Source organism: Mycobacterium sp. HUMS_12744610, from assembly GCF_041206865.1.
Lineage (GTDB): Bacteria > Actinomycetota > Actinomycetes > Mycobacteriales > Mycobacteriaceae > Mycobacterium > Mycobacterium servetii.
In genome coordinates, this window is sequence record NZ_JBGEDP010000001.1 from 4,590,721 (window position 1) to 4,603,326 (window position 12,606).

A 12,606-nucleotide genomic window follows, 5' to 3' on the forward strand; every position below is an offset into this window, starting at 1 on the left:
CGCAAATTTACCGAGCAATTCGTAGTCGATCTGAGGCACTCCGCTCTCCATTTGACTGCGAAGAAACTGTTCGTTGACTTGCCATGCGAGGCTTTCGGATTGGGGCTCGCTGAGACCCCGGGTCATGGCGTCCAGGCCGGGTCGCCGGTGTCAAAGTAGATTCCGCCGTAGCCTCTGGCTTCGCCGATGTAGCCAGCTTCCTGACCACCGAACTTGCCCAGGACGACTCGGTCAGGGCTGTCGCCCACGTAGTGGGTCGACATGTCAGCGAGTTGTTGGCTGAGGCCCGGCGTGGGCCCGCCATGCCCGAACGCAAAGTTGAGGTCCGTTGTCGCCTCGCCCGCCCACGAGTTGTACGTCGGGGGATGATCGAAGCCGAGTGGGGCGTGGGCTGAAACCGCCGGGCCCGTGTCGAGCACACCGGGACCGATGTCGCCGAGCCCCGCTTCGACCGCGGCTCCCTCACCGCCGAAGATCATCCCCGGCAGGGCGAAGGCGCCGTCGGAGGTCTTGGCGCCTAAATAGTAGGCCGGAGTTGGGGATTCGAGTGCGTTCTTGATTTCCCCGGCCGCCGCGCCGAGTGGATTTTGCGCGGTCTCGACGGTGCCCTTGAGCATCTGCTGCCACGACTCGAGCACCCCGGGCGCGCCCGGCCCACCCTGCCCGACGAGGTTTTTGATCCCCTGCTCGGTGGCAAACCAACGATCCCCGAATCCCTCGCCGAAACCCGGCGGCGGAGCCGACTTCGGCTCGGGCGGAACATAGTTGGGCATCCCGTCGCCGAGCCACTGCTGAGTACGGCCCACGAGGTCATACAGGCGCGCCTCAATCTGATCCGGCGGCACACCATCGCCGATCATCGATTGGCGGGCCATCGCCTTGAATCTCGCCACGTCCGCGGGCTTGAGCTGCGGGCGGGGTACGCCCGGAACGGGCGGGGTCTGGTCACCCTGGCCCCTGGTCGGCAGCTCGCCGGCGGGCAACAGCATGTCCTGCAGCGACAGCGGCTTGCCCGGGGCGCCGGCCGCCGCGGTGCGCGCGTCCGACGGCGAGCCATTACCGCCCCTGGTGTCCGCGGGGCCAGCGGGTAACAGCATGTCTTCCAGCGACCGCGGCTTCCCGCCGGGAAGCTTGGCCACGCCGTTCGGCGAAGGGCCACTCACGGCAGCGCGGACCGCGGCGGCAAGCTCGTGATCGGCACTGTCGGCATGCGCCTCCAACACAATCAGCCGATCTTGCAGCACCTGCCGCTGGGCGGCGAACTCCAGCGGATCGCGCCCGATCCAGGTGTCGCCCACATCTATCCGCCACTCCGGCGTGATGGTCCAGCCCTTGGCGTCGGTGGCCCGCTCGATGTCATCGAGCTCCCGCTTGCACACCCGCACGTCCCCCTCAGCACGCGCCACCGCCGCAGCGACCTGCCTGGACTCCTGACCGTCGGCCTCGATGTCGCGTCCCGCCTTCCCCAAATCGGCGCGAAACGCCTCACCTGCCTCCCCATGCCAGCCACCGAGACCATTGTCGACCTGCTGCAGGTTCTCCCCCAACCGCTGCAACGAAGCAGCCCGCCCGCTGGCCGTCTCGAACACCTGCTGAATCGCGCCGAGATCCCAACGCCTGACATCAAACGGGGTCAACACCCCCACGCGCCACCCCTACCCCGGACCGACCTGAAAGCCTGGGCCGACTCGTCCTCGCTCGTGACGTAGCGCAACATCGCCTCGGCCACGTGCGACCCCAGCCCGTCCACCGCCACCTGGTGCTGATCGTGCCGGGCCTCCCACCGCGCGGCAAGCTCAGCCAACGCCAGCTGCGAGGAGCCGACCCAGCCCGGTGCCGCCCCGGCCAACCCATCTTCATGACTGAGAAATTCCAGGGCCGCCTCGCCGATCGCAGTGAACATGTCATTGCTGCCGACATGCAACGCGGCAGGGTCAACCCTGAACCCATCGACCACGATTGCCCCCTTCGGCTCCCCAGTGATGCGCTCTGAATCCTAAAACGTTCCACCGGAACGCGCCCCTCACCTTTCCAGCAGGCAAAATGCCTCCCGACCGCGGCTTTTTTCGTTTCGTTCTCGTTCGGTTCCGGCTCGTTGCCTGTGGTTTCGTTCGCGGTCGTGACGGCGTCAAGAGTGAAACCCGACAACCCGGTCATGCAGAACTACATCGTTATGGTGGCCTATATGGAGGCATCCGAGCCCGACGCGGGCCCCAATTCGGTCAGCCGCCGTCATCTGCTTCGGTGGGCTGGAAGCGTCGGCTTGGCGACCACCGTGGTCGGCTGCGCAAGAAATGCGATGGTGAATTCAGGCCCAGACCCTTATGCCGGCGCGAATCCGCCGTCGACTCCTGATTCGGCCGCTGCGTTGCCCGCCCACGCCAGCCTGACGACCACACCATCAGCCGAGACCATGCCCTCGCCCAGATCCGCTTCCAACGCCACTTCGGCAATGCTGCTTTGTCGAGATTCTTGGGGTGCCCGCCCGGCACGCCGCGGTGGTAGGCCCCACACCATCACGCGCATGACGCTCCACCATGAGGCCGTCGTCCTCGGCGACAATCGCAACGCCCCAGGCCGATTGCGCCAGGACCAGCGGTACCACCAGGACCAGCTGGGTTGGATCGACATTGCCTACCACGTCGGCGTTGACCGCGACGGCAACATCTACGAACTGCGCACCCCGGAAATCGCGGGTGATACGGAGACGGACTACGACACGACGGGCCACTTCCTGGTCCTCTGCGAAGGAGACTTCGATCGAGAGGTCGTATCGGAGGCCCAGCTCCATGGCGCAGCTGTCGCGTTCGCCTGGGCCGCGCAGAATTTCCGCATCGCGACCGACACGTTGGCGGGGCATCGAGACCTGGCCCAGACCTCGTGCCCGGGCGCGAACCTGTATGCCCACCTCTCCTCCGGTGACCTCGAGCGGCGCATCAACGAGCTGCTGGCCGCCGGGCGCGTGGACCTGCAGCGCTTCTGCGGTCCCGACGCCGCCGCGAGGGTCGCGGCCATCGAGGCAGGCAACTGAAACGGCCCCGGGCGCGCGGCGTGGGATGAGGGCCGGCTGCACGACGAGCGACCGCAGTACCACTGCTAGCCCGCCACATTGACCACTGTTGGGTACAACTAGGGGTATGACATACCCCCACCAGTTTGGCGTGCCCCAGATCGTGCTGGCCGGGGTGGCGCTGATCGCGGTGGTGATGTTGGTGTCGTCGGTGGTCGGGCGACGCCGCAAGGTGCGGCCCGGCGCGGGTTCGGCGGAATCGGCCCGCCGCGGGAGTCGACTGCGGTTCCGGCCACTACGCCCGGTCACCGGGGTTGTGCTGCTTGTTGTTTCGCTTCTGATGCTCTGGTTCGCCACGCTGGTGCAGACGTATTTGGGCCTGACCGGCGAAGTCAAAGCCGCCCACGTCGTGGCGACAGAGATCAGCAAGGCCAGTCACCGCCTCAGCGTCGATCTCACGCTCCATGACGAACGGGTCCACGCATCGACCCGCAGGAGCTATGAGGTCGAAGGGGACCTGTGGGCGTTCCAAGCCGCCATCGTCGAGCTCCGGCACCGGGTGAATGTCCTGGGTATGCATTCCGGGTACAAGGTGACCCGCCTCTTCGGTGAGCGCCTGGCCGGGGTTTCACCGGCACAGCACCAGATCTCGCTCAACGGCGGCGATGGTAACTTTTTCGCCGGCATCCGCGGTGGCAGATGGTGGACCAAGCCCTTCGTGCGGTCGGCATACGGCAATGCCGTCATATCGCCGCCGGGTGAATTCGACGTGTACGTCTCCCAGGACGCGATCAAGGCTCGCACCACCAATGGCTAGACGATCAGCACTCATGCACATCGCCGACCCGGACGGCAACGTCATCGAATTCGCACGGAAGCTTCGATGATTCCCGACACCCTCGGATGCGGTGAGCCCTGGCAAAAGAATGGGCCCGTGATCCTCGCCGTCGACCTCGGCAAGACGTGCTGCCGGGCCGCTGCGCGCGGCCGCAGGGCCGAGGGGGCCGGCGCGCCGGGGCTGGCCGCGCCGGGCGGCGTACGGGCCGCGGAGGCGGCCATCCTGGCCGTGGCCGGCAAGGTGGCAGGCGATTTCGGCCCGTTCGACGAAGCGATCGTGGGCGCCGCCGGGGCGCTGGCGGCTCCGGACGCAGCACGTGCGCTGGGCACTGCGCTGCTGGCCTCGCTGCGGGTCGGGCGCATCGCGGTGACCAGCGACGCCGTGATCGCGCACGCGGGCGCGCTGGACGGGGAGCCGGGCGTCGTGCTGGTTGCGGGCACCGGCGTGGTGGCGCTCGCCATCGACGCGGACGGCGCGCTGCGCACCGCCGACGGCTGGGGGCCCTGGCTGGGTGACGAGGGCGGCGGCGCGTGGATCGGCGCCGCCGGGCTGCGCGCGGCGCTGCGCGCCCACGACGGTCGCGGCCCGTCCACCACGCTGCTCGACGCCGCGCGTGCCCGTTTCGGCACGCCGGAGACCTGGCCCGCGCGGCTCACCGACGCCGCCGCGCTCGCGCGTTTCGCGCCCGACGTCCTCGCCGCCGACGGCGACGCCGCGGCGCTGGCGATCGTCAGCGCCGCCGCTGAGGCGCTCGCCGCGACCGCCCGCGCGGCCGGGCCTGGCCCGGTGGCGATGGTCGGCGGACTGGCGGCAGTCCCGGCGCTGCGCAAGCAGCTCGACCTCATCCCGGCAGCCGGCGATGCGCTCGATGGCGCACTGCGGCTCGGGACGATCCACGAGCCGCACCTGATCCGGGTACACGCGACCCCCAATGTCCTTGCCGCGCAAGGGCTCGACGCGCTCGCCACCGAGCAGGCCCGACCAGGCCTGGACGACCTCGACGCGAGGCCTATCGCCGAGGTCGTCGCGGTTCTCGTTGCCGCCGAGGGCGAGGCGCACGGCGCAGTCGCGGCGGCGGTCCCCCAAATCGCTTCGGCGGCAGAGGGGATCGCTGCGCGGCTCGAGCGCGGCGGCCGCCTGGTCTACGCCGGCGCCGGGACGCCCGGTCGGCTCGGGGTGCTCGACGCGGCCGAGTGTGGGCCGACGTTCGGCACCGACCGTGTGCGCGGCGTGATCGCCGGCGGCGCCGCGGCGCTGACCGAGGCGATCGAGGGCGCCGAAGACGCGTTCGAGCCCGCCGATCTCACCGACTTGACCGGCGCCGACGCACTCGTCGGGATCACCGCATCGGGCCGCACGCCGTACGTGCTCGGGGCGCTCGAGCACGCACGCGGCGTGGGCGCGCTGACCGTCGCGATCGTCAACAACACGGGTGGCGAGGTGCCTGCCGACCTGGTGATCGAGTTACCGACCGGGCCCGAGGTGCTCGCCGGCTCCACGCGCCTGACCGCCGGTACGGCCCAGAAGGTCGTGCTCAACGCGCTTTCGACGAGCGTGATGATCGCGCTCGGCAAGGCCTACGGACCGTGGATGGTCGACCTGCGCGCAACCAATGCCAAGGTGCGCCGCCGCGCGGTGCGGATCGTCCGCGACGCGGCCGGCGTCGACGAGGCGACCGCGACCGCCGCGCTCGACGCCGCGGGCGGTCACGCCAAGACCGCGATCGTCGCGCTGGTCACGGGCGTCGACGCGACCGAGGCCGCCACCCGGCTCGACCGGGCGCGGGGACGCGCGCGCGAGGCGATGGCTGGGAGCTGACGCTTCGATCGGTGCCTTTGGTCCTTCGGCTTACATCGCTTCGGCCCTGACAATCGCGGCCTGGGTGAAAGATGCTGCGGTAGGCGGATAGCCGATCACGGAACGGACTCACATGTGGCAACCACCACGCGGCGCGGTCTTGGTAGGCGTCGACGGCTCGGCGGCGGCCCTGGGAGCCGTACGGTGGGCGGCCCACGATGCGGCGCTACACCGCGTGCCGCTGGTTCTGGTCCATGTCATCGACGCCGCCTTACCGGAGTGGTTCGAGGTCGCCGCGCTAACCGACTTCGGGCAACGGCAGCAACGCCGGGCGCGCGGTTTCGTCGAGTCGGCGATCAAGGTCGCCGAGGAGAGCACCGATGGGCACGGCCCGGTGCACATCGAGGGCAAGGTACTAACTTCGGCCACCATCCCGACGCTCGTCGGCCTCTCCGCACAGGCGGCGATGGTCGTGGTCGGCTACCGGCGGCGTGACGCCCTGGCGCGCAGCGTCCTCGGCTCGGTGAGCTCCGCGTTGGTCTACCACGCGCAGTGCCCGGTCGCCGTGATCCACGACCGCGAAGCCAGGGGCGCCGCCGTCGCACGGGCGCCGGTGCTGGTGGGCATCGACGGCTCAGCGGCATCGGAAGCGGCGACCGCTATCGCTTTTCAGGAGGCGTCCCGACGAGGTGTCGGCCTGGTGGCTTTGCACGCGTGGACCGAGCCGTGGGCTTCCGGCTCCGGGCGGTTCCAGAACGCCCACTGGGACGCTCAGCTGTCCGAACAAGAGGCGACGCTCGCCGAACGGCTGGCGGGTTGGCAAGATCGTCACCCCGAGGTGACGATCCGTCGCAGGCTCGAAATCGGTGATCCCGCAAGCTGTCTCATCGACGCGTCCGAACAGGCGCAACTGATCGTGGTCGGCAGCCATGGCTGCGGCCGGCTCAGGGGTGCGTTGCTGGGATCGGTCGGGGCGGCGGTGGTCAGCAGGGCCAAGATCCCGGTGATCGTGGCGCGTCGTTGGTAGTACCTCAAGCGGCCGGTGCTTGACTAGACCAGACTAAGTTCAAGCGCCTACCATCGGCCGGGTGACGATAAACGTGAACATCCACGAGGCGAAGACCCATCTGTCTCGACTCCTCGAACGGGTGGCGGACGGCGAGCGTGTCGTCATCTCGAAGGCCGGCAAGCCCGTGGCGGATCTGGTGCCGCATCAGGCTGTCGATGTCGCGTTCGGTGGACTGCGCGGCCAAATCACCTACGACGACTCTTCCTTCGACGTCGATCCAGAAATTCAGGAGATGTTCTACGGCGCACGTCACCACGGCGATGCTTCTTCTTGACAGCCAGGCCCTCTTGTGGATGCTCGATGACAACCCACGGCTCGGTCAAAACGCTCGCGCTGCAATCGGTTCGGCGCGAGGTGTGCACGTCTCGACCGCAACCGTGTGGGAATTGACCATCAAGACGATGCTCGGCAAGCTTTCCGTGCCGACCCCTCTTTCCGCCGTCCTGACTGGGCAGGGCCTCCTACTGCTGGACGTCACCGCCGAGCACGCCGAAGCGATTCGCGACTATCCCGAATTGACGCGGCACGACCCGTTCGACCGGCTCCTCGTCGCCCAGGCCGATCGTGCCGGCTTGCGACTGCTCACCGCCGACCGGGTGCTGATCGGACTGAAGAAGGCGTTCATTCTCGACGCCACGAAGTGACAATCGAGCTCGTTCCAAAATTGTCGTATGGATATGCCCAAGGCGTTGATGACATCGGCACTTGGCCAGGCCCGCCCGGTGGAGGAGAGCCAGAAGGGCCTCAGATGTTATCCGCGGGCGAACGGATTGCTCAGCCGTACTCCTTCGATGACCTGGCCCTCGTTGAGGTCCTCGGTCCACAAAGTGTCGCAACGCAATTCGGCGGCACTGCGGACGATCATGGCGTCCCAGAAGGAAAGCTGGTAGCGACTGGACAACATCGCCGCAGCGATCACGTCATCGGGCAGCGGCGAATGGACCCGCCATCGCATCAGGCTTTTCAGCATGTCGACCGCGACTTCGGTATCGATCGTCTTTGCGACCTTGCGTGTCGCGTTGACGTAAAACTCCTGCAGAACCTGAACGCTGACTGCCCCGCGCCGCTCTCGCCACAGCCGCTCGACCAGCGCGGTGGCCCTGTCGTGCCGTTCACCGGCCGCCGCATCGTATGCGTAGAGCAAGATGTTGGTGTCGACGAACTCCATGGTCAGCGTTCGTGAACCTCTTCACGGGACCAGGTGATCGGCCCGACCTGAAGGCCGAGCCCTCCGTTCATGCGGCGACGCTCGAGTTCGGCCACTTCGTCGTAGTCGCGCACGTCGCCGACGAGTTGCTCGAGCAGCCTGGCAACCAGACTCGACACGGACATATCGTGCTGGGCGGCCAGCACCTTCGCGCGGCGTACCAATTCCTCGGGCATCGACAGCGTGATGTTCTTGGTCGCCACAGTGATTCAGTGTAGCACTGATTCACAGGGTCTCGTACCATATAGTAGCCGCAGGTAGGATTCGGCGGCTTGTTCCACAACCAGGTCGCGACGTCTTAGAAGCCATCCACGGGCAATCCGCGGACATTCCCACCCGCGAACGGGAAAGGGCCGCATCTCTGCGGCCCTTTTCAGTGGAGCTGCCGGGAATCGAACCCGGGTCCTACGGCATTCCCTCAAGGCTTCTCCGTGCGCAGTCCGCTATGCCTCTACTCGGATCTCCCGGTCACGCGAACCAGCCAGGATGACGATCCCAGTCGCTGTTGGTGTCCCGGTGAGTCCCGCGACCGGACTCACCGGTTGATCCCTCTAGCTGACGCCAGGCTCCGGGTCGAGGGCTTTCCCGGTCTGACGGACTAGCTGTCGCTTAGGCAGCGAGAGCGTAGTCGCGCTGTGTTGAAACGGCGCTTATCTGTTTGCAACGACGCTTACGGTGGTCTCTTGCCTGCACCGGCACGCTTCCCTTGATTCGATGCGCGAAGTCGAAACCGTTCAGCCCCATGTCTTCGAACATCCCCGCCGACTTTCGGCAGGACAATCAATCATACGCCCCTATCAACCGGCGACGGCGAACCTTTGTTCCCGGCGCCCGCCGGTCCTAGATGACGAAGTTCAGGTTCTCGACGATGCGCTGCGCGACGTCGCTGTCACCACCGAGTTCGACGCCCTGGGTGCGGCTCGGGCACATCGGCCGCCCCCCGGCGAGCCGGGTGAACTGCAGCCCGTCCATCTGGATCGTCGCGGTCGGCTCCTGCCCGCCGAAATCGTCGACCACCTGCGCGCGGCCGTCGACGCTGACGCGGATGCTGCGGGCCAGCGGCCCGGTCAGCTCGAACAGGACGCGGGAGCCGTCGGGGGCCTTGGCGAGCTTGCCCACGACGAATCCCATGGTGCCCGCGATCTCGTCCAGGGACAGCTGTGACGCCGGCCCGTCGAGTTCGGCGTCGGACGAGGGCCGCTGCAGCGCGGCGCGGATGTCCTGCTCGTGCATCCAGCAGTCGAAGACCCGGATCCGCATGAACCGCCCGTAGCTGTCCATGCCCGCCGGCGTCGGCGTGACCGCGTTCCACTCCTCGTCGGACATGCCGGCCAGAACCTTGCGCCGGGTGCCGGTGATCTCCCGGAACCGGGCCAGCACGTCGGCGCCCCGTTCCCCGCTGAGATGGCGCACCCAGCACTCGTTCATCGCCCCGATGTCGTTGCGGACGTGCTCGAGCGCCTTGACGTCGCAGTCGGGCTCGGGCGAGGCGATGCCGGAGAGGAACGACTCGGTGCCGATCATGTGCGCCACCAGCGCCTGCACGTCCCAGCCGGGCAGCGGGCTCACCGCCTGCCACTGCGTGTCGGGCAGCCCCTCGAGGAGCGCACCGAGGTCGTCCCACACCGCGAAGAGCCCGGCGAGGACCTCAGACTTGTCGAGTTTGGTCACGGGTCGGTCGGCCATCCCCGGATCGTAAGCCGCTCAGCTTCCGGCCAAGCGGCCGACCCTCGCGGTCACGCCGCGGCAATCATCGCCACGGAACCCATGGCCAACACCATGCCGAGGCCCTGCCACCGCGTCACGCGCTCGCGCAGCACCAGCATCGCCAGCACGACCGTCGCCGCCGGATACAGCGAGATCAACATGCTGGCCAACGACAACAGCCACGACCGCAGCGCCTCCAGCATGGTGACGTTGGCGAAGATGTCCAGCAGGGCCACCGCCCCCGCCAACAGCAGCGGCTTACCACGCGGCGGCCGCAACTTCTTGCTCGTCGCCGCGAGCAGCAACACCACCACGGTCGCCGACAGGCGGGCGATGAACAGCGGCCAGAACCGGCATTCGTGGGGCGCCTGATGGAGGAACACCAGGTCCATCCCGAACGCCACGCCGGCCACCACCGTCAGCCACGCCACCTTCGGCGTGAACCGGTACGGCGTCACGCCCTCGACGGTGGCTTCGCGGCTCACGAGCATCACCGCGACCATCGCCAGCACGACACCCACGGAGGCGGTCTGTCCCGGGCGCTCCCCCAGCACCACGCCGACGGCGACGGGCACCGCCGCGTTCAGCACCGCCGCCACGGGCGAGACCACCGAGATGGGGCCCGACCCCAGCGCCGCGAAGAACGCCCACATTCCCAGCGCCTGGCTCAGCCCGTACAGGACACCCCAGAAGACCGCGCCGAAGCGGATCGGCCCGCCCGCGCTGGCTGCCAGCACGCCCAGCAACACGACCTCGATCGGGTAGGCGACCAACAACACCCGCAGCGCCGCGACCCGGCGTGCGGCCACCCCGCCCACGAAATCGCTGACGCCGTAGGACACGGCCGAAAGCTGGGCGTACGCGGCGCCGATCAGCTCAACCCCTTGGCCCGGCGGCCCAGTTCACGGACCACTTCGCGGTGGGCGTCACGGCGAGCCAGGTCCTGGCGCTTGTCGTACGCCCGCTTGCCGCGCGCCAGTGCGAGTTCGACCTTCACCTTGCCCTCGGAGAAATACAGTGACAACGGCACCAGTGCGAGGTTACCATCGCGAATCTTGCCGATCAGCGTGTCGATCTGCCGGCGGTGCAGCAGCAACTTTCGTTTGCGGCGGGGCTCATGGTTGGTCCAGCTGCCGTGCTGGTACTCCGGGATGTGCACGTTGTGTAGCCAGACTTCGCCGTCCTCGACGAGCGCGAAGGCGTCGGCCAGCGAGGCATGTCCCTCGCGCAGGCTCTTGACCTCCGTACCCTGCAGCGCAACCCCGGCCTCGAACAATTCGACAACCGAATAGTTATGCCGCGCTTTGCGATTGGTCGCGACGATGCGTTTGCCACCGCGTTTGTCGCCCGTCGCTTTGGCCCGGGCGGAGTTGTTGGCCACAGCTATTCCCGCACGTAGAGCCGCAAAGTCACGTACGCCGTCAGGCCCGACATCGACACGCCGAGCAAAAACAGCCACGGCGAAATGTAGAGGATGTCGGCGTAGTCCACCCGGGCGATCAAGTTTGCTTGGTAGAACTGGTTGAGGGCACTGTCCAGGAACCACGCGCGCACCAGGATCAGGCCGGCGATCGCTATTGCGACCCCGACGGTGGCGGCGAACATCGCCTCGACCAGGAACGGCAGCTGGGTGTACCAGCGGCTGGCCCCGACCAGCCGCATGATCCCGATCTCGGTGCGCCGCGTGTACGCCGCGACCTGGACCATGTTGGCGATCAACAGGACAGCCCCGACCGCCTGGACCAGCGCGACGGCGAAGGCGGCATTACTCAGCCCGTCCAGGACCGCGAACAGCCGGTCGATCAGATCCTTCTGGTTGAGCACCGACAGCACCCCGGGTTGGCCCTGCACGGCCATGTCGAAGTCCTTGTGCTGCTCGGGGTTGTTCAGCTTGACGATGAACGACGCGGGGAACGAGTCCTTGCCGGCGACCTCCTTGTACTGCGGGAACTTCCGGATGGCGTCCTCATAGGCGTCCTTGCGGTTGAGGAACCGCACCGACTTGACGTCGTTGCGCGCCTCGATGCGCTCCCGCAGCGCCTTGCAGGGGTCGGCGTCGCAGGCCGGATCGTTGGCGGAGACGTCCTCGGTGAGGAAGACCTGGGTCTCGACGCGGTCGAGGTAGATGGCCCGGGAGTTGTCGGCCAGCCGGACCACCAGCAGACCGCCGCCGAACAGGCCGATCGAGATCGCCGTCGTCAGGATCATCGCAACGGTCATGGTGATGTTGCGACGAAGACCGGTCAGGACCTCGTTGAGCAGGAAGCCGAAGCGCACTTAGCGATCCATCCCGTAGATGCCGCGCTGTTCGTCGCGAACCAGCCTGCCCAACGACAACTCGACGACCCGCTGCCGCATCGAGTCGACGATGTGGTGGTCGTGAGTGGCCATCAACACCGTGGTGCCGGTCCGGTTGATCCGCTCGAGCAGATCCATGATGTCGTTGCTGGTGTCGGGGTCGAGGTTGCCGGTGGGCTCGTCGGCCAGCAGCAGCAGGGGCCGGTTGACGAACGCGCGGGCAATCGCGACGCGTTGCTGCTCCCCGCCCGACAGCTCGTGCGGCAGCCTGTTCGCTTTGCCGGACAGGCCGACCGTCTCGAGCACCTCGGGCACGACCCGGTTGATGGCGTCGGTGCGTTTGCCGATGACCTCCAGGGCGAAGGCCACGTTGTCGTACACGGTCTTCTGCTGTAGCAGGCGAAAGTCCTGGAAGACGCAGCCGATCACCTGGCGCAGCTTGGGTATGTGGCGACCCGGGAGCTTGTTGACGTGGAACTTCGACACTCGCACGTCACCCGCGGTCGGTGACTCCGCGCCCAGCAGCAGGCGCATGAACGTCGACTTGCCCGAACCCGACGGTCCGATCAGAAAGACGAATTCACCCTTGTCGATCTTGACGTTCACGTCCTCCAGCGCCGGTCGCGCCGACGCTTTGTATTTCTTGCTGACATGGTCCAGGGTGATCATCACGGCACGCC

16 protein-coding genes, 1 other RNA gene and 1 pseudogene are annotated in these 12,606 nt (G+C 67.5%); 7 read left to right on the plus strand and 11 right to left on the minus strand.

The genetic code is table 11. The features are described 5' to 3' along the window. Positions 1-122: 122 nt before the first annotated feature. The 3 genes from AB8998_RS22290 to AB8998_RS22300 all read right to left on the minus strand — a co-directional run bounded on the left by AB8998_RS22290 (position 123) and on the right by AB8998_RS22300 (position 2,445). Entirely contained in the window at positions 123-1,589 is a 1,467-nt protein-coding gene (locus AB8998_RS22290) for a hypothetical protein (protein ID WP_369739790.1), read from the minus strand. Between the two features lie 44 nt (positions 1,590-1,633). Next, complete coding sequence (locus AB8998_RS22295) at positions 1,634-1,957, minus strand: RNA 2'-phosphotransferase (RefSeq protein WP_369739791.1); 324 nt, start codon at positions 1,955-1,957, stop codon at positions 1,634-1,636. A gap of 365 nt (positions 1,958-2,322) precedes the next feature. Further along, a complete protein-coding gene (locus AB8998_RS22300) occupies positions 2,323-2,445 on the minus strand; it encodes a hypothetical protein (RefSeq protein WP_369739792.1) in 123 nt (40 codons plus the stop codon). A 79-nt stretch (positions 2,446-2,524) separates the two neighbouring features. Here AB8998_RS22300 and AB8998_RS22305 point away from each other — a divergent pair, with 79 nt between their 5' ends. The 7 genes and pseudogenes from AB8998_RS22305 (at position 2,525) to AB8998_RS22335 (ending at position 7,358) form a co-directional block, all read left to right on the plus strand. After that, a complete protein-coding gene (locus tag AB8998_RS22305) occupies positions 2,525-3,031 on the plus strand; it encodes an N-acetylmuramoyl-L-alanine amidase (protein ID WP_369739794.1) in 507 nt (168 codons plus the stop codon). A 106-nt stretch (positions 3,032-3,137) separates the two neighbouring features. Continuing rightward, the gene (locus AB8998_RS22310; RefSeq protein ID WP_369739795.1) at positions 3,138-3,827 is read left to right on the plus strand and encodes a hypothetical protein; all 690 of its coding nucleotides are present in this window, start codon (positions 3,138-3,140) and stop codon (positions 3,825-3,827) included. A gap of 66 nt (positions 3,828-3,893) precedes the next feature. Then, a pseudogene (locus AB8998_RS22315) lies at positions 3,894-4,673 on the plus strand (BadF/BadG/BcrA/BcrD ATPase family protein); the annotation flags it as partial. Positions 4,674-4,757: 84 nt separating this feature from the next. Further along, the gene (locus tag AB8998_RS22320; protein WP_369741701.1) at positions 4,758-5,666 is read left to right on the plus strand and encodes an N-acetylmuramic acid 6-phosphate etherase; all 909 of its coding nucleotides are present in this window, start codon (positions 4,758-4,760) and stop codon (positions 5,664-5,666) included. A 112-nt stretch (positions 5,667-5,778) separates the two neighbouring features. Then, complete coding sequence (locus AB8998_RS22325) at positions 5,779-6,672, plus strand: universal stress protein (protein WP_369739797.1); 894 nt, start codon at positions 5,779-5,781, stop codon at positions 6,670-6,672. Between the two features lie 61 nt (positions 6,673-6,733). Beyond that, positions 6,734-6,988 (plus strand): type II toxin-antitoxin system Phd/YefM family antitoxin, encoded by a 255-nt coding sequence (locus AB8998_RS22330; RefSeq protein WP_369739799.1) that lies wholly within the window; start codon positions 6,734-6,736, stop codon positions 6,986-6,988. A 19-nt stretch (positions 6,989-7,007) separates the two neighbouring features. Continuing rightward, positions 7,008-7,358 (plus strand): type II toxin-antitoxin system VapC family toxin, encoded by a 351-nt coding sequence (locus AB8998_RS22335; RefSeq protein ID WP_369739801.1) that lies wholly within the window; start codon positions 7,008-7,010, stop codon positions 7,356-7,358. Positions 7,359-7,465: 107 nt separating this feature from the next. Here AB8998_RS22335 and AB8998_RS22340 read toward each other — a convergent pair whose 3' ends face one another. From AB8998_RS22340 to ftsE, 8 genes are all read right to left on the minus strand, one after another. Beyond that, positions 7,466-7,882: a PIN domain-containing protein gene (locus tag AB8998_RS22340; protein WP_369739802.1), complete on the minus strand. Its 417-nt coding sequence runs from the start codon at positions 7,880-7,882 to the stop codon at positions 7,466-7,468. Positions 7,883-7,884: 2 nt separating this feature from the next. Further along, on the minus strand, positions 7,885-8,124 hold the full coding sequence (locus AB8998_RS22345; RefSeq protein ID WP_369739803.1) for a DUF6364 family protein: 240 nt from the start codon (positions 8,122-8,124) through the stop codon (positions 7,885-7,887). Positions 8,125-8,295: 171 nt separating this feature from the next. Continuing rightward, positions 8,296-8,663: a transfer-messenger RNA gene (gene ssrA / locus AB8998_RS22350) on the minus strand. 98 nt (positions 8,664-8,761) lie between these two features. Beyond that, complete coding sequence (locus AB8998_RS22355; protein WP_369739805.1) at positions 8,762-9,607, minus strand: maleylpyruvate isomerase family mycothiol-dependent enzyme; 846 nt, start codon at positions 9,605-9,607, stop codon at positions 8,762-8,764. 50 nt (positions 9,608-9,657) lie between these two features. Continuing rightward, positions 9,658-10,407 (minus strand): EamA family transporter, encoded by a 750-nt coding sequence (locus tag AB8998_RS22360; protein WP_369741702.1) that lies wholly within the window; start codon positions 10,405-10,407, stop codon positions 9,658-9,660. Positions 10,408-10,499: 92 nt separating this feature from the next. Next, on the minus strand, positions 10,500-11,009 hold the full coding sequence (smpB, locus tag AB8998_RS22365; RefSeq protein WP_369739806.1) for an SsrA-binding protein SmpB: 510 nt from the start codon (positions 11,007-11,009) through the stop codon (positions 10,500-10,502). A 2-nt stretch (positions 11,010-11,011) separates the two neighbouring features. Further along, positions 11,012-11,905 (minus strand): permease-like cell division protein FtsX, encoded by an 894-nt coding sequence (gene ftsX, locus AB8998_RS22370; protein ID WP_369739807.1) that lies wholly within the window; start codon positions 11,903-11,905, stop codon positions 11,012-11,014. Continuing rightward, positions 11,906-12,595, minus strand: coding sequence for a cell division ATP-binding protein FtsE (ftsE, locus tag AB8998_RS22375; protein ID WP_369741703.1), 690 nt, complete (start codon positions 12,593-12,595; stop codon positions 11,906-11,908). Positions 12,596-12,606: the final 11 nt, after the last annotated feature.